Source organism: Streptomyces sp. NPDC107546 (assembly GCF_055639175.1).
In genome coordinates, this window is sequence record NZ_JBVKBA010000014.1 from 46,637 (window position 1) to 62,539 (window position 15,903).

At 71.8% G+C, this 15,903-nt stretch carries 13 protein-coding genes and 1 pseudogene; 9 read left to right on the forward strand and 5 right to left on the reverse strand.

The window, feature by feature from the left end; genetic code table 11:
- Nucleotides 1-78: 78 nt before the first annotated feature.
- From ACZ7L1_RS21440 to ACZ7L1_RS21475, 8 genes are all read left to right on the forward strand, one after another.
- Entirely contained in the window at nt 79-912 is an 834-nt protein-coding gene (locus tag ACZ7L1_RS21440) for an undecaprenyl-diphosphate phosphatase (RefSeq protein ID WP_471439265.1), read from the forward strand.
- A 199-nt stretch (nt 913-1,111) separates the two neighbouring features.
- Entirely contained in the window at nt 1,112-1,789 is a 678-nt protein-coding gene (locus ACZ7L1_RS21445) for a FadR/GntR family transcriptional regulator (RefSeq protein WP_471439267.1), read from the forward strand.
- Nucleotides 1,786-3,228 carry an amino acid permease gene (locus ACZ7L1_RS21450; RefSeq protein ID WP_471439269.1) on the forward strand — a complete coding sequence of 481 codons (1,443 nt, stop codon included), beginning with the start codon at nt 1,786-1,788 and terminating at the stop codon, nt 3,226-3,228. Before ACZ7L1_RS21445 ends, ACZ7L1_RS21450 begins: the two co-directional genes overlap by 4 nt.
- Nucleotides 3,229-3,239: 11 nt before the next feature.
- Nucleotides 3,240-4,256 (forward strand): asparaginase, encoded by a 1,017-nt coding sequence (locus ACZ7L1_RS21455; protein ID WP_471439466.1) that lies wholly within the window; start codon nt 3,240-3,242, stop codon nt 4,254-4,256.
- A gap of 51 nt (nt 4,257-4,307) precedes the next feature.
- Nucleotides 4,308-5,720, forward strand: coding sequence for an aspartate ammonia-lyase (aspA, locus tag ACZ7L1_RS21460; protein ID WP_471439271.1), 1,413 nt, complete (start codon nt 4,308-4,310; stop codon nt 5,718-5,720).
- A gap of 155 nt (nt 5,721-5,875) precedes the next feature.
- A complete protein-coding gene (locus ACZ7L1_RS21465) occupies nt 5,876-6,799 on the forward strand; it encodes a glutaminase (RefSeq protein WP_471439272.1) in 924 nt (307 codons plus the stop codon).
- Between the two features lie 122 nt (nt 6,800-6,921).
- Nucleotides 6,922-8,310 (forward strand): polyprenol phosphomannose-dependent alpha 1,6 mannosyltransferase MptB, encoded by a 1,389-nt coding sequence (gene mptB / locus ACZ7L1_RS21470; RefSeq protein ID WP_471439274.1) that lies wholly within the window; start codon nt 6,922-6,924, stop codon nt 8,308-8,310.
- Nucleotides 8,307-9,677, forward strand: coding sequence for a glycosyltransferase 87 family protein (locus tag ACZ7L1_RS21475; RefSeq protein WP_471439276.1), 1,371 nt, complete (start codon nt 8,307-8,309; stop codon nt 9,675-9,677). The genes mptB and ACZ7L1_RS21475 overlap by 4 nt, the downstream gene beginning before the upstream one ends.
- A gap of 83 nt (nt 9,678-9,760) precedes the next feature.
- Here the strand turns inward: ACZ7L1_RS21475 and ACZ7L1_RS21480 are convergent.
- The 3 genes and pseudogenes from ACZ7L1_RS21480 to ACZ7L1_RS21490 all read right to left on the reverse strand — a co-directional run.
- A pseudogene (locus ACZ7L1_RS21480) lies at nt 9,761-10,585 on the reverse strand (D-alanyl-D-alanine carboxypeptidase family protein); the annotation flags it as partial.
- A 108-nt stretch (nt 10,586-10,693) separates the two neighbouring features.
- Nucleotides 10,694-11,830, reverse strand: coding sequence for a transcription termination factor Rho (gene rho / locus ACZ7L1_RS21485; protein ID WP_471439278.1), 1,137 nt, complete (start codon nt 11,828-11,830; stop codon nt 10,694-10,696).
- A gap of 297 nt (nt 11,831-12,127) precedes the next feature.
- Nucleotides 12,128-12,790, reverse strand: a complete 663-nt coding sequence (locus ACZ7L1_RS21490) for a protein-L-isoaspartate(D-aspartate) O-methyltransferase (protein ID WP_471439280.1) — start codon at nt 12,788-12,790, stop codon at nt 12,128-12,130.
- A gap of 405 nt (nt 12,791-13,195) precedes the next feature.
- Here ACZ7L1_RS21490 and ACZ7L1_RS21495 point away from each other — a divergent pair, with 405 nt between their 5' ends.
- The gene (locus ACZ7L1_RS21495) at nt 13,196-13,921 is read left to right on the forward strand and encodes a class I SAM-dependent methyltransferase (protein WP_471439282.1); all 726 of its coding nucleotides are present in this window, start codon (nt 13,196-13,198) and stop codon (nt 13,919-13,921) included.
- Nucleotides 13,922-13,958: 37 nt separating this feature from the next.
- Here the strand turns inward: ACZ7L1_RS21495 and ACZ7L1_RS21500 are convergent, their stop codons facing one another.
- A complete protein-coding gene (locus ACZ7L1_RS21500; protein ID WP_471439283.1) occupies nt 13,959-14,924 on the reverse strand; it encodes an acetylxylan esterase in 966 nt (321 codons plus the stop codon).
- A gap of 94 nt (nt 14,925-15,018) precedes the next feature.
- Nucleotides 15,019-15,603 carry an Rv1733c family protein gene (locus ACZ7L1_RS21505; RefSeq protein WP_471439284.1) on the reverse strand — a complete coding sequence of 195 codons (585 nt, stop codon included), beginning with the start codon at nt 15,601-15,603 and terminating at the stop codon, nt 15,019-15,021.
- Nucleotides 15,604-15,903 lie beyond the last annotated feature (300 nt).

Below are 15,903 nucleotides of genomic sequence, written 5' to 3' on the forward strand. Positions count from 1 at the left end.
CCGTCACCCGCGCGTAGTACAACTTCCTCAGCATCACCGTCTACAGCACTGTCGACCAACTCCTCAGAACTGGATCCCATGAGCGTCATCAACGTCGGTCAGGCCGCCGTCCTCGGAGTCGTCGAGGGATTGACCGAATTCCTCCCCGTGTCCTCGACCGGCCATCTCAAGATCACCGAGGGGCTGATGGGGATCCCCGTCGACGATCAGGCCGTCGTCGGCTTCTCGGCCGTCATCCAGGTCGGCGCGATCGCAGCCGTGCTCCTGTACTTCCTCAAGGACATCGTGCGGATCGTCTCCGCGTGGTTCCGGGGTCTGTTCAACAAGCAGGAGCGGTACCACCACGACTACAAGTTCGCCTGGTGGGTCATCGCCGCGACGATCCCGATCGTCGTGGTCGGCCTGGCCGCCAAGCCGCTCATCGACGGGCCGCTCGCCTCGCTGTGGGTGGTGGCGGGCTCGCTGATCGTCGGCAGTGGCGTGATGTGGTGCGCGGACCAGATGGGCCGGCACAAGCGCGGCGAGGACGACACCTCGTTCAAGGACGCGATGCTGGTCGGCAGCTCGCAGATCCTCGCCCTGCTCTTCCCGGGCTTCTCCCGCTCCGGCGCCACCATGTCCACCGCGCTCATCCTCGACCTCGACCGGGTGGCCGCCACCCGCCTCTCCTTCTTCCTCGGCATCCCGGCCCTCACCGGCGCGGGCATCTACGAGCTGAAGGACGCCCTGGGTACGGGTGTGGGCGCCGCGCCGCTCGCCGTCGGCACGGTCGTCTCGTTCGTGGTCGCCTACGCCTCGATCGCGTGGCTGCTGAAGTTCGTCGCCAAGCACTCCTTCAACGCCTTCGTGGTCTACCGGATCGTGGTCGGCGTGGCGCTCCTCGGCCTGCTCACCACCGGCGTGCTCAGCTGACCGAAGCCGTCCTGGAACAGCGCAGGAGCTGATCACCACTGATCGTCGGGGGTCGGGAAGCCGATATTCAGGCACCCGGCCCCCTGAAAGTTTCCTTACTCCGCCCCTTGACAGTCCCGTCCCGTTACCCGGAGGATCAACCCCCGTGAACCTGTCAGACAGCCAGACAGGTGGTCGGGGGCCGCGGCGCGTCAGCGCGATGGAAGCAGTCCTCACCCACCTCCGCGGCGCCATCGAGCGCGGCGAGTACGCGATCGGTGACAAGCTCCCCTCCGAGGCCGAGCTGTGCCGCACCCTCGAGGTCAGCCGCCCCGTGCTGCGCGAGGCCCTGCGGGCCCTGCAGACCATGGGGCTGACCGTCTCGCGGACCGGCAAGGGCACCTTCGTCGTCGCCAACGCCGTCGAGGACCCGACCTTCGGCGACTACGCGGCGAGCGACCTGCTGGAGGTGCGCCGTCACATCGAGATCCCGGTCGCCGGGTATGCGGCGCTGCGCCGCACCCCCGAGAACCTGGACCACCTGGCCCATCTGCTGGACCGGATGGAGCGGGAGACGGACACCACCGCGTGGGTCGCGATGGACACCCTCTTCCACCTCGCCGTGGCCGAAGCCGCCCAGAACCCGGTCTTCCGCCGGGTCATCGAGGAGATCCGCGACGCACTGGCGCGTCAGTCGGCCTTCCTCAACGAGCTGGGCGGCCGGCGCGAGCAGTCCAACCGCGAGCACCGGGCGATCGTCGAGGCGCTGATCGACGGTTCCGAAGACGACGCGGTGGCGGCCATGGCCCACCACATCGACCGCGTCGAGACGACCCTCACCGACATCCTGCGCCCTGGGCGTACGGATCTCCCCACGGAAGGCGGACCAGAGGCGTGAGCGAACAGCACCTCAAAGAAGAGACGCGCCCATCGTCCGGTCACGTCGACGCCGGAGACGCGGGCTACAGCAAGTCCCTGAAGTCCCGGCACGTCAACATGATCGCCATCGGCGGGGCCATCGGCACCGGCCTCTTCCTCGGCGCCGGCGGCCGCCTCGCCGACGCCGGCCCCTCCCTCTTCGTCGCGTACGCGATCTGCGGCGTCTTCGCCTTCCTGGTGGTGCGCGCGCTCGGCGAACTCGTCCTGTACCGGCCGTCGTCCGGCGCCTTCGTGTCGTACGCACGGGAGTTCCTCGGCGAGAAGGGCGCGTACACCGCGGGCTGGATGTACTTCCTCAACTGGGCGACCACCGGCATCGCCGACATCACCGCCGTGGCCACCTACACCCACTACTGGGGCGTGTTCTCCGACATCCCGCAGTGGGTGATCGCGCTCATAGCCCTGGCCGTGGTGCTCACCGTGAACCTGATCTCGGTGAAGATCTTCGGCGAACTGGAGTTCTGGTTCGCGATCGTCAAGGTCGGCGCCCTCGTGGTCTTCATGGCGATCGCCATCTTCCTGCTGGTCACCCAGCACAAGGTCGACGGCAGCACCCCCGGCCCGTCCCTGATCACCGACCACGGCGGTGTCTTCCCCAACGGTGTGCTGCCGATGCTGCTGATCATCCAGGGCGTCGTCTTCGCCTACGCCTCCGTGGAACTGGTCGGCGTCGCCGCGGGCGAGACGGAGAACCCCGAGAAGATCATGCCGAGGGCGATCAACTCGATCATGTGGCGCGTCGGCCTGTTCTACGTCGGCTCGGTCGTCCTGCTCTCGATGCTGCTGCCCTGGAACAAGTACTCCGCCGGCGAGAGCCCCTTCGTCACGGTCCTGTCCAACATCGGCGTCCCGGCAGCCGGCGGCGTGATGAACCTCGTCGTCCTCACCGCGGCCATGTCCTCGCTCAACTCGGGCCTGTACTCCACCGGCCGCATCCTGCGCTCCATGGCCATGTCGGGCTCGGCGCCCAGGTTCACGAGCGTGATGAGCCGCAGCCAGGTCCCGTACGGCGGCATCCTGCTCACCAGCGGGATCTGTGTCCTCGGCGTCGGCCTCAACTTCGTGGTCCCGGCGGACGCGTTCGAGATCGTGCTCAACTTCGCGGCGATCGGCATCCTGTCCACCTGGGGCATGATCATGCTCTGTCACCTGCTCTTCTGGCGGAAGACGCAGCGGGGCGAACTGTCCCGTCCCAGCTATCGCCTGCCCGGCTCCCCGTGGACCGAGATCGTCACGCTCGGCTTCCTCGCCTCCGTGTTCGTCCTGATGTACGCCGACGGCGGCGCGGGCCGCACCACCGTGCTGTGCCTGCCGCTGATCGTCGCCGCCCTCGTCGGCGGCTGGTACGGCATCCGCGGCCGGGCCGGCCGCAGTAAATCCCCCAAGGTGAATGTGTGAACCACGCAGTGTTGTACGGAAGTCCGGTCGCCGAGGCTCCTGTGATCCGGGAGCCCCTGCACGCACCGATCGCCCACCTCGTCCGGGGTGGCGTCATCGAAGGCATCCACTACGGCTCGGTCGTCGTCCTCGGCGCCGACGGCAGAGTGGAGCTGCAACTCGGTGACATCGAGGCCGCCTTCTACCCGCGCTCGGCCCTCAAGCCCGTGCAGGCGGTGGCCATGGTGCGCGCCGGACTTCCCCTGGACGGCGAGCTGCTGTCGCTGACCGCCGCCAGCCACTCCGGCGAGGAACGGCACCTGGCCGGCACCCGGCGGATCCTGGAGCTGGCCGGTGTCACCGAGGACGAGCTGCGCAACGTCCCGGACCTGCCGTACGACCCGGTCGTGCGCGACGACTGGATCCGCGAGGGCCGCCTGCCCTCCCGGCTCGCCCAGAACTGCTCCGGCAAGCACGCGGCCATGCTGTACACCTGCAAGCTCAACGGCTGGCCGCTGGAGGACTATCTCGATCCGGCCCACCCCCTCCAGCAGGCCATCGCCGAGATCGTCGAGGACCTCACCGGTCAGGCGATCGCCCGGGTGACCGTCGACGGCTGCGGCGCGCCGCTGTTCTCCGTCTCGCTGCACGGGCTCGCCCGTGCAGCGGCCCGCATCACGACCGCGCCGACCGGCACCCCGGAGGCACGGGTGGCGGACGCCATGCGCGAGTACGCCGAGATGGCCTCGGGCTCCGGGCGCGACGTCGCCGCGTTGATGCGGGCCGTGCCCGGGCTGCTCGCCAAGGACGGCTTCGAGGGCGTCCAGGTCGCCGCGCTGCCCGACGGCCGTGCCGTCGCCGTGAAGATCGCCGACGGGGCGAACCGGGCCCGGATCCCGGTCGCCGCCGCAGCCCTGGCCCGCGCCGGCGTCGACCCGGCGGCGCTCACCGAGTTCGCGGGCGAGCCGCTGCTCGGCGGCGGCGAACCCGTCGGCAGCGTCCGGCCGGTCCGGGCCCTCGACCCCGTCGCCCCCCACACCCGCGCCTGACCGACTCGTCCACCTCGTTTCGTCCACCTCCGAAAGAGGACCCGCACAGCCATGACCGCCGCAGCCCACCGCAGCGAGCACGACCTGCTCGGCCACCGCGACGTACCCGCCGAGGCGTACTGGGGCATCCACACCCTGCGCGCCAAGGAGAACTTCCCCATCACCGGGACGCCGATCTCCGCCTACCCGCATCTGATCGACGCTCTGGCCGCCGTGAAGGAGGCCGCCGCCCTGGCGAACGAGGAACTCGGCCTGCTGGAGCCGAAGAAGGCCGCCGCCATCGTGGAGGCGTGCCATGAGATCCGCGACGGCAAGCTGCACGACCAGTTCGTGGTCGACGTCATCCAGGGCGGCGCGGGCACCTCGACGAACATGAACGCCAACGAGGTCGTCGCCAACCGGGCTCTGGAGCTGCTGGGGCACGCCAAGGGCGAGTACCACCACCTGCACCCCAACGAGGACGTCAACCTCGGCCAGTCCACCAACGACGTCTACCCGACCGCCGTCAAGATCGCGACCGTCTACGCCGTGCGCGGCCTGCTGAAGGCGATGGCCGTGCTCCAGGACGCCTTCGCGGCCAAGGCCGTCGAGTTCCGTGACGTGCTGAAGATGGGCCGCACCCAGCTCCAGGACGCGGTGCCGATGACGCTGGGGCAGGAGTTCTCGGCGTACGCGGTCATGCTGGACGAGGACCGCAGCCGGCTCGCGGAGGCCGTCGAGCTGATCCACGAGATCAACCTCGGCGCCACCGCGATCGGCACCGGCCTCAACGCTCCGGCGGGATACGCCGAGTCCGCGCGGCGCCACCTCTCGGAGATCACCGGCCTGCCGCTGGTGACGGCCGCCAACCTGGTCGAGGCCACCCAGGACTGCGGCGCCTTCGTGCAGATGTCCGGTGTGCTGAAGCGGATCGCGGTCAAGCTCTCCAAGAGCTGCAACGACCTGCGCCTGCTGTCGTCCGGGCCGCGCGCGGGCCTGAACGAGATCAACCTGCCGCCGGTGCAGGCCGGCTCGAGCATCATGCCCGGCAAGGTGAACCCGGTGATCCCCGAGGTCGTCAACCAGGTCGCCTTCGAGGTGATCGGCAACGACGTCACCATCACCATGGCCGCCGAGGCGGGGCAGCTCCAGCTCAACGCCTTCGAGCCGGTCATCCTGCACTCCCTCTCCGAGAGCATCACGCATCTGGAGCGCGCCTGCCTCACCCTCGCCGAGCGGTGCGTCGCCGGGATCACGGCCAACGAGAGGGAACTGCGGGCGGCCGTGGAGAACTCCATCGGCCTGGTCACCGCACTCAACCCGTACATCGGCTACGAGGCGGCCACGGGCATCGCCAAGGAGGCCCTCGCCACCGGTCGCGGCGTCGCCGAACTCGTCCTGGAGAAGGGCCTCTTGCCGGCCGAGCGGCTCCAGGCGCTGCTGCGGCCCGAGGTGGTCGCAGGCAGCGGCTCCCCGGAGGTCTGACCGTCCCGGTGAGCAGGGAGAAAGCGCCTGGGGGCGGCGGCCGTGGCTGCCGCCCCGCCGGGTGGAGCAGCCCCGACCGCGTCATAGGATCCAGCGCATGATCACGAGGCACGTCAGGTGAGCGGTCCGTCGCGGGGGGCGGCACGATGGTGACCATGGCCCCGTCGTTGAACTTCCAGCCCGTGCTGGAACGTATCGCCGAAGAGATGGAGCAGCGCCCCGGTCGCGGCCGGGCCGCCGACTACATACCGGCGCTCGCCGCCTTGGACCCGCGCCGCTTCGGCATGGCCGTCGCCGAACTGGACGGCACGGTGTACGGGGTGGGGGAGTGGCGGGAGCCGTTCTCCACCCAGTCCATCACCAAGGTCTTCACCCTCGCCCTCGACCTCGCCCGCGAGGGTGACGCGCTGTGGGAGCACGTGGGCCGGGAACCGTCCGGCAACCCGTTCAACTCGCTGGTCCAGTTGGAGTACGAGAACGGCATCCCGCGCAATCCCTTCATCAACGCGGGCGCCCTGGTCGTCACCGACCGGCTGCACACCCGTACCGGTGACGCGGCCGGCACCCTGCTCGACTTCCTCCGAACCGAGAGCGGCAACCCCGGACTCTCCTTCGACACGGAGGTCGCCGCCTCCGAAGCCGCGCACGGCGACCGCAACGCCGCCCTCGCCCATTTCATGGCGTCCTACGGCAACATCGGCAACCCCGTGCCGGTGCTGCTCGAGCAGTACTTCCGGCAGTGCTCCCTCACCGCGTCCTGCGCGGACCTCGCCCTCGCCACCGGCTTCCTGGCCCGGCACGGCATCCGCGCAGACGGCACCCGGCTGCTGACCCGCAGCCAGGCCAAGCAGGTCAACGCGGTGATGCTGACCTGCGGCACGTACGACGCGGCGGGCGACTTCGCCTACCGGGTCGGCCTGCCCGGCAAGAGCGGCGTCGGCGGCGGCATCATCGCGGTCGTGCCCGGCCGCTGCACCCTGTGCGTATGGAGTCCCGGCCTCGACGAGCGCGGCAACTCCGTCGCGGGCGTCGCGGCACTCGACCGCTTCACCACGCTGACCGGGTTGTCCGTGTTCTGACCGGGACTTCCGTGCCCCCGTGCGCCCGTCGATCACGCGGCGGTCACAAGCAGGCCGCCCGCGCGAGAGACGGACGTTGCTTTCCGGCCACCCGGTGTTGACACGCTTCCCGAGTGTTGGCCATGGCTTTCCCCGTCGATCTCCGCCGCTGTCAGGCGCTCGGTCTGGCCGGTACCGCCTTTCTCGCGCTGGGCGGTGAGACCGCCGGAGCCCTGCCGGTCGAGGATCTGGTCTCCCCGGAGTCCGGGCGCGCCGCGCTCGGACTGGTGGGGGTGTACTTCGGTGTCGTCCTGCTGATCGCCGCCTGGGCACTGCTCGGCCGGGTGATCCGCGGCCCCGAACCGCCGACGCCGCGGGCCCTGCTGCTCGTCCTCGCCACCTGGGCGGCGCCGCTGCTGCTGGCCCCGCCGCTGTTCAGCCGGGACGTCTACAGCTACCTCGCCCAGGGCGCCATGGTCCACGCCCACCTCGACGTCTACGCCTACGGGCCCGCCCAGCTCGGCGGTCCGCTGGCGGACGAGGTGGCTCCGGTGTGGCGGGACACCGCGGCCCCCTACGGCCCGGTCTTCCTCGTCGTCGCCTCCGCGCTGTCCGGACTGACCCGGGGCGAACTGCCGGCCGGCCTGCTCGGCATGCGGCTGGTCGCGCTGCTCGGCGTGGCCCTGATGGCGTTCGCGCTGCCACGGCTCGCCAAGCACTGCGGCGCCGACCCGGCCGCCGCGCTGTGGCTCGGCGCCCTCAACCCGCTCGTCCTGCTGCACCTGGTCGCCGGCGCCCACAACGACGCCATCATGCTCGGCCTGCTCGGCATGGGCCTGCTCGCCGCCCGCGGCCGGCTGCACGTCCTCGGCGTCGTCCTGGTCACGCTCGCCGCGCTGGTCAAGGCCCCCGCCGCGCTCGGCCTGCTCGCCGTGATCGCTCTGCGCCGGCACGTCGGCGTCCTCCGGGCGACGGTGACGACCACGGTGGTCGCGCTCGCCACCACCGCCGCGGTCACCGCCGTCGCCGGCACCGGGTACGGCTGGATAGCGGCCCTGAAGACACCCGTCTCCCCGCACAACTGGTCACCCACCAGCGTTCTCGGCCGGGTCACGGGCCGTCTGCTCGACGGTCTCGGCAGCGACCTCGCGCCCCTGGCGGAACCGGCCTGGCACGCGGTCGGGGTCGCCGCCACCGCCATCACGGTGCTGGTCATCTGGGTGAAGCTGCGGCCCGCCCCGGTCTACGCGCTCGGCCTGAGCCTCGCCGTCGTCGCCGTCCTCGGCCCGGCCATCCGCCCCTGGTACGCCCTGTGGGGACTGTTCCTCATCGCCGCCGCGGCCCCCAGCACGTCGGTACGCCACCGGGTGGCCGCGGCCACCGCCGTCCTCGCGCTCGCCGTGCTGCCGAGCGGCGGCCCGCCCGACCTCGCCCAGGTGGTGCTGGCCGTCTCCGGCGGCATGTTGGCCGTGGTCGTGCTGTGGCAGGCGCACCAGGCGGCCCAGGCACCCGTACTGGGACGGACCGCGTGAGACCGCCGCGCACCGAGAAGGGACGGCTCGCCCTCGTCCTCGGCCTCGCCGCCGCCGTGACCGTCTTCACCGCCACCGTGCCGCTGCTGCGCGGCTGGTTCGACCTGCGCGTCTACTACGGCGCCGTGGACGCCTGGACGCACCACGGCGGTCACCTCTACGACTACCGGGTGCCGGGCACGACGTACGGCTTCACCTATCCGCCGTTCGCCGCGCTGTGCATGCTGCCGATGGCGTTCGTCGGCCTGCACACGGCCATCGCGCTCGCCCTGCTGTTCAACCTGGCGGCCATCGCCGCCGTGGTGTGGATCCTCGTCGGCCGGGAGCTGGGCCGCCACGGCTGGTTCGGCTGGGGCCTGGCCACCTGCGCGCTGGCCCTGTTCGAACCCGTCCGGGACACCTTCAGCTTCGGGCAGGTCAACCTCCTGCTGCTGGTACTCGTGCTCGCCGACGCCTGGCTGCTGTCCACCGGGCGCGGGCGCTGGGCGGGGGCCGGTATCGGACTCGCGGCGGCCGTCAAGCTCACCCCGGCGGTGTTCATCGCTCTGCTGCTGCTCGCCCGCAGATGGCGGGCCGCCGCCGTCGCCACCGCTGTCGCAGGGGCCGCCACTCTGCTCGCGGCGTGGGCGGCGCCGGACGCCTCCCGCTTCTACTGGACCAGCGCCGTCTGGGACACCACCCGCGTCGGCCGCCTCGACTACGTCTCCAACCAGTCCCTGCAGGGCGTCCTCGCCCGCCTCGCGGCACCGGACGATCCGAGCCGGGCCGCCTGGGCGCTGGCCGTCGTCCTGGTCCTCGCGGTGTGGGCGTGGCGCACGCACCGAGCGCTGGACACCGGGGACTGGCAGGCCGCCTTCGCCCTCACCGGGCTCATCGCCTGCCTGGTCTCCCCGATCACCTGGGTGCATCATCTGGTGTGGCTGCTGCCGTCGTTCGCGGTGCTGATGCACGCACGCCGGCCGCGGACCGCGGCCGCCCTGTACGCGGTGCTGTGCACCAGCGTGGTGTGGCTGTGGTTCGACGACGCGTCCGGGATCGACGGCTTCCTCGGCAGCAACACCTACACATGGATCACCCTCGGCCTGCTGTTCGGGCTGCCGGTCGGTCAGTCCCGCTCCGGCCGTCTCCCCAGCAGCCGCAGCGTCAGCGCGACCGCCGCGCCCGTCCCCAGACCGACGGCGCCCGCCAGCGTGCCCGCCTCCGGCCAGTCGGACGGGGCGTCGTCCTCCTTGCGGGGGGTCGTCGTCGGCAGCGCGGTGGGACCGGAGCGCGCCACGCCCGAGCTCTCGGGCAGCAGCGAGCCGACCGGCGCCACCCGCCCGGCGGCGTCGAAGCCCCAGTCGAGCAGCGAGCGAGCCTCCTCGTAGACCGTGAGCCCGCCACCCTCCTGAGGGTTCATCACCGTCACCACGAGGGTGCGCCCGCCGTGGCGGGCCGCCGCCACGAGGGTGTTGCCCGCGTGGCTGGTGTAGCCGTTCTTGATGCCGATCAGCCCCGGGTAGCGCTCGACACCGTCGGCGCCGGTCAGCAGCCGGTTGGTGTTGCGGATCCCGTACGAGGTGCCGTCGCCGGGGAACGTCGACTCCGCCAGGGAGCAGTACCGGGCGAAGTCCGGATTGCGCAGCCCGGCCCTCCCGAACACCGCGAGGTCGAACGCCGACGACACCTGCCCGGGGGCGTCGTAGCCGTCCGGCGAGACCACCTGGGTGTCGAAGGCGCCCAGTTGCCGCGCCTTGGCCTGCATCCGGCGGACCGTGGTCTGCACGCCGCCGTTGAGCGCGGCCAGTACATGCACCGCGTCGTTGCCTGAGTGCAGGAAGACCCCCTTCCACAGGTCGCTCACCCGGTAGGTGAGCCCCTCCTTGACCCCGACGAGGCTGCTGCCGGGCCCGATGTCCGCCAGCTCCCGTTGGGTGACGGTGTGCCGGGTGCCGGCGGGCAGCGCCGGCAGCACGGTGAGCGCGAAGAGGGTCTTGAGGGTGCTCGCGGGCGGCAGCGGACGGTGCGCGTCGTGCGCGGCGAGCACGTCACCGGTGTCGGCGTCGGCCACCAGCCACGACAGCGCCGACACAGAGGGGATCTCGGGGGCTCCCGCGTGTGGCCGCACCTGAGTGCCGGGCCCGTACAGGAGCGGCGACTGTGACGCGGCGGGCCCGGGAGCGCCGGAGCCGGTGCCCGTCAGAGCGGCGGCGGGCAGCGGCGCGAGGGCCGACATGCCGACCGCGCCCAGAGCGCAGCAGGAGAGGAGGGCGCGAGAGGAGAATCCGATGCTCATACTGGACACCGTAGGAACGGTGAGCGCGCGTCCGCCCGGTCGGCGTGAGCCGAGTGGGGGGATCGTGCACCCGGATGACTGACGCCGGGACGTGTCCGGCCGGCCGGATCAGCCGACGGGCAGCGTGGGCTGGACCTGGCGCAGGAACGCCGCGTTGTCGGGCGTCGCCCGCAACCGCTCCAGGAGGGTCTCCACGGCGGGCTGCCCCTGTGACCGCAGGGCGCGCCGCAGCCCTCGTACGGACGCCAACTCGCCCGGGGACAGCAGGAGTTCCTCACGCCGGGTGCCGGACGCGGCGATGTCGACGGCCGGGTGGATGCGGCGGGTGGCCAGGGCGCGGTCGAGGCGCAGCTCCATGTTGCCGGTGCTCTTCAGCTCCTCGAAGAAGAACTCGTCGGCCCGGGAGCCGGTCTCGACCAGGGCGGTGGCCAGGATGGTGAGCGAGCCGCCCTCCTCGGCCAGACGGGCGGCGCCGAAGAAGCGCTTCGGGCCCTGCAGGGCGGAGGCGTCGACGCCGCCGCTGAGGGTGCGGCCACCGGAGGAGGCCGCGTTGTTGTGGGCCCGGCACAGCCGGGTCAGCGAGTCCAGCAGGACGACGACGTCCCGGCCCTGCTCGACCAGTCGCTTGGCGCGCTCGACGACCAGTTCGGCGAGCGCGATGTGCTGCTTCGGCGTGCGGTCGAACGTGGAGGCGTACACCTCACCCCGCACCGAGCGCCGCATGTCGGTGACCTCCTCGGGCCGCTCGTCGAGCAGCACGACCATCAGGTGGCACTCGGGGTGGTTGCCGGCGACGGCCGCGGCGATCTGCTGGAGCAGCACGGTCTTGCCGGTCTTGGGCGGGGCGACGATCAGCCCGCGCTGGCCCTTGCCGACGGGTGAGAGAAGGTCCATCACACGTCCGCCCAGGCCCGACGCCGGGTGCTCGAGCCGCAGCCGCTCACGCGGGTGCAGCGGGGTGAGGTCGCGAAAGTGCGGACGGCCGCGCAGTTCCTCCGGGGGGCGTCCGTTGACCAGCTCGACCTCGGTGAGGGAGCGCCCGGTACGGGCGCCGGCGAGGATGTCGCCCTTGCGCAGCCCGTGACGGCGGATCAGGGCGGGCGAGACGGGGAGGTCGGCGGGCGAGGCGAGGCAGCCTTCGGCACGCAGATGCCCCTTCCCGCCGGCGTCGATGTCGAGGACCCCGGTGACGGTCTGAGGCGTTCGCTCCTGCTGGATCGGGGGGTGTTCGAGTGTGATGGTCATGGAAGGCCTTTCAGGAACGGAAGGAATGGAAGGAAGGAGGGAAGGGGAGAGGGCCGGGGGGCGGCAGGATCACGCCTCGCCACGGCGAGGAACGGCACCTCGGGTACGGCGTACAACGCACTGCCTGACGAGGTGGTGTCGGAAAGCCGGTGCGCCGGTCGGCAACGACGGGCGGAACGGCGAACGGGGAGAAACAGGCACCGGCGCCCGGACGGGGCGTACACAAGTGCTCACCGCACTGTAGCACTCGGCGGTTCTGCTGGGGAGAACACGGACGGGACGCGGTCTGTTCCGCGCTCAGGTGACATCCGTGTCGTCCTGCGGAAAGCCGTACCGCCCGAGCAGCCGGACGAAGCAGGCCGCGGTCACGATCCGCCGCTGCCGCAGCCCGGACATGGTGCGCACGAAGCACACCACCTGTTCGTGCCCGCCCGGCCCGACCGGCTGCACGAGACGGCCCGACGGCCGCAGCTGCGCGACCAGCGGCTCGGGCACCTCCGGGAACGCGGCCGAGACGATCACCGCGTCGTACGGGGCGCGGTCCGGCACACCGCCGCTGCCGTCACCGACCTGCAACTCCACGTTCCGCACACCCTGCCCGGCCAGATTGCCGCGCGCCTGCCGGGCGATGTCCGGCCGCATCTCCACGCTGACCACGTCGCCGGCCAGCCGGGCGAGCAGCGCTGTCTGGAAGCCGAGCCCGGTGCCGACCTCGAGGACGTGCTCGCTTCCGCTCAGCTCAAGGCTCTCGATCATCGCGGCGGACAGCGACGGCTGTGTGGTGACCTGCCCCTGCCCGATCGGAACGGGTGTGTCCCGGTAGGCGGCGGCCGCCTGAGAGGGGGGGACGAACCTGGCCCGCGGCGTCGTCCGCACGGCCTCCAGCAGCCGCTCGTCCCTGATCCCGGCGGCTCTCAGAGCCCGCACGAGATCTTCGGGGCTGCTGGGTACGGAGTGCACGGAGGCTCACCTCACCCTCACTGCCAGCGTATACCTGCGCTACGAGCACCGATGGCGCTGTTCTCGACCTCGCGAGAGTCCATCGCCGGGCACCGCCCGGCTCCACCCCGGCCACCTCCAGCGCGCGGCCGATGGTGGGGAGCCCGTAACTCCCCTCGCTGCTCGACGGGTTGACGACCACCAGACAGGGGCCGCCTTGGACGGGTATCCGGTGTGCAGGACATCCAGGGAACGACGCGGGCCGGACCGCGCCCGTCCTTCGGGCGGAGGACGGGACTTTCGCGACAGGCCGGGGGAGCGGCGGGCGGTCCCCCCGGACTCGTCGGCCGTTGACCGGAGATGATCCGATACGAGCGGTCGGGGATGATCCCCTCCCGGAGCCGGCGCTGCCTTAAGCTGATGCCGATGTTCTCCCCGCACGGTCCCACCCTCCGCGAGCTGACCGTCCAGGCGCTGTCGTCGGTCGAGCGCGGCTATGACCTGCTCGCGCCCAAGTTCGACCACACCCCCTTCCGGACTCCGGGCGCCGTCCTGGACGCCGTCGAAGGGGAGCTGAAGGCAATGGGACCCTTCGCGCACGGGCTCGACCTTTGCTGCGGTACGGGCGCGGGGACTCAGGTGCTGCGCACGGTCTGCCGCGAGAGCGTCACCGGCGTCGACTTCAGCGCGGGCATGCTGGCCGTCGCACGCGCACGGGCACGGTCCGACGGGCCGCCGCACGTCGCGTGGGTGCGCGGTGACGCCCGAGCCCTGCCGTTCGGCCCCGTCTTCGACCTGGCGGTGAGCTTCGGCGCGTTCGGCCACTTCCTGCCGCGCGAGCTGCCGGGCCTGTTCGCCGAGGTGCACTCCGTGCTGCGGCCCGGTGGACGGTTCGTGTTCCCCATCGGCGCCCCGCCGTCCCCGGCCTCACCGTGGTACTGGGCGCTGCTCGGCTTCGACACCGTGATGCGGGTGCGCAACGCCCTGTGGCGGCCGCCGTTCGTCATGTACTACCGGACGTTCCGCTTCGGTGACGTCCGGCGCGAGCTGACCCGCGCCGGATTCACCGTGGAGCACCGGGCGCTGACGGACTTCGGCCACCGGCCCGACGGCAGCCCGCGCTGCCGGCTGATCGTGGCCACCCGGATCTGAGCGGACAGGCGCGGGCCTCGCCCGGATCTCTCCGGCGTCAGAAGCGCGCCGGCAGCCAGCGCAGCTTGACCCCCTGCTGGTGGGCGCCGCCGCCCTCGTGGTCGTTGAAGTCGTACACCTCGATCGTCTTCTCCTCGTGCGCCCACGCGTTGAACGCGGCGAACACCGTCGACGGCGGACACGTCTGGTCCTCCAGCGCCGCAGAGAACAGCGCGGGCGCGCGGCCGCGCGCGGCGAAGTGCACGCCGTCGAAGTACGACAGGGTCCGCATCACCTGCTCGGTACGGCCGCGGTGCGTCTTGAGGTAGCTGCCGATCTCCCGGTACGGGTGGCGGTCCGTGAGCGTCGTCGCGCGCGGGAAGTCGCACAGGAACGGCACGTCAGGCGCGACGGCCGCCAGGTTCGGTACGAGACCGCCGACCGCGATCGTGATACCGCCGCCCTGGCTGCCGCCGACGGCCGCGGTACGGGTGGAGTCGGTCAGCGGATGCGCGCGGGCCGCCTCCACGGCGCGCACGCCATCCGTGAACACCCGCCGGTAGTAGTAGCTTTCGGGGTCCTCGATCCCGCGCGTCATGAACCCGGGGAAGGACGGCGCGCTGCCCACCGGGTCCGGCGTCTCACCGCCGCCCCACCCGCTGCCCTGGCCCCGCGTGTCCATCACGAAGTGCGCGAAACCCGCCGACGACCACAGCAGATGCTCGTGCGGAAGGGCGCGCCCGCCGCCGTAGCCGACGAACTCCACGACCGTCGGCAGCGGACCCTCCACCGAGACCGGCACGGTCAGCCAGCCCTTCACCGGGTGGCCGCCGAACCCGGCGAACGTCACGTCGTAGACCTGAACGGTCCTCAGCCCCGTCTCGACGGGCTCGAAACGGGCGTCCAGGTCGTGCTCCCGGGCCTCCTGGAGCGTCTTCGTCCAGAACGCGTCGAAGTCCGCGGGCTCGACGGACGCACTGCGGTACTCGCGGAGTTCGTCCAGCGGCAGGTCGAACAGGGCCATGAAGGACCACCTTTGACGTCGGGTGCGGATGATCACACCGTACGGTGGCCGTCACGGAGCCGCCAGACCTTCATCGGCCTCCTTGCGAGGGCGGTCAGGCCGTCCGCCGCCCCCACTCGGGCCCCGTGCGGGCCCACTCGGCCTCCCACTCCGCCATGCGGTGCCGCTCGGCGACCCGCCTGGTCACGGCGCGGGCCAGCAGTACGGTCCCGGCCATGCCGCCCGCGGCCCACACACCGGCCGTCAAGGCGTGCTGCCACACCGCGCCGTCACTCGGTGGCGGGGCGACCCCGCGATCCCTGGAGTCCAGCCACACCGGCACCCGGTCGCCGCTGCGCGAACCCGCCGGGACCTCGGCGATCGTGGTCAGCGTGCCCTTGCCCGGCGCGCTCCAGCGCACCTTCGCCGGGTACAGGGGCTGCTTCCCGCCCTGAGTCGCGGGCGCGGCGGCCGGGGCGTCCTCGGCGAGCACCGCGGCCACCTGGTGGCGTTCGGCGCGCTGGGCGACCTGCGTGGCGTGCCCCTGCTGATACGCCCGCCAGCCCACGGCCGCGCCGACGAGCGGGGCCCCGACGAACAGCAGCACGGCGACGACCAGCGCCGTCCACGCCTCGACGACATCGCAACGGCGGCGCAGCGGATTGCGCTTCCAGCGCCAGCCGCGCACCCGGGTTCGCATCTCGACCTCCTTGCCGCCATGCCCCGCCGACGGGTCGGTGCGCGGCGGGCGTCGCCACTCGGCGCATGGCCCGGGGTGCCTTCGGTGGCCCGGGGCGGACCGTCCCCGACGGAACGTGTCCGACACGAAGCGGCTTGTGAAGCGGCTTTTATGCCCATTCTCCCTCTCGGGCGAAGTTCCCGGACCTGTGGCCACGAAACCTTCCCCGCCACCGCGGCGACACCCGCTGCCGGTGCGCCGGGACGCTCGCCCGGGCCGGTCGTTGCAGGCGTATGAACTCTCCCGACGCCCGGGAATAGC

Excerpts from the sequence above, each read along its gene's own strand:
- ACZ7L1_RS21440 (WP_471439265.1), top strand. The coding sequence starts at position 79 with ATGAGCGTCATCAACGTCGGTCAGGCCGCCGTCCTCGGAGTCGTCGAG.
- ACZ7L1_RS21445 (WP_471439267.1), top strand. The coding sequence starts at position 1,112 with ATGGAAGCAGTCCTCACCCACCTCCGCGGCGCCATCGAGCGCGGCGAG.
- aspA (WP_471439271.1), top strand. The coding sequence starts at position 4,308 with ATGACCGCCGCAGCCCACCGCAGCGAGCACGACCTGCTCGGCCACCGC.
- ACZ7L1_RS21465 (WP_471439272.1), top strand. The coding sequence starts at position 5,876 with ATGGCCCCGTCGTTGAACTTCCAGCCCGTGCTGGAACGTATCGCCGAA.
- mptB (WP_471439274.1), top strand. The coding sequence starts at position 6,922 with ATGGCTTTCCCCGTCGATCTCCGCCGCTGTCAGGCGCTCGGTCTGGCC.
- rho (WP_471439278.1), bottom strand. The coding sequence starts at position 11,830 with ATGACCATCACACTCGAACACCCCCCGATCCAGCAGGAGCGAACGCCT.
- ACZ7L1_RS21495 (WP_471439282.1), top strand. The coding sequence starts at position 13,196 with ATGTTCTCCCCGCACGGTCCCACCCTCCGCGAGCTGACCGTCCAGGCG.
- ACZ7L1_RS21500 (WP_471439283.1), bottom strand. The coding sequence starts at position 14,924 with ATGGCCCTGTTCGACCTGCCGCTGGACGAACTCCGCGAGTACCGCAGT.
- ACZ7L1_RS21505 (WP_471439284.1), bottom strand. The coding sequence starts at position 15,603 with ATGCGAACCCGGGTGCGCGGCTGGCGCTGGAAGCGCAATCCGCTGCGC.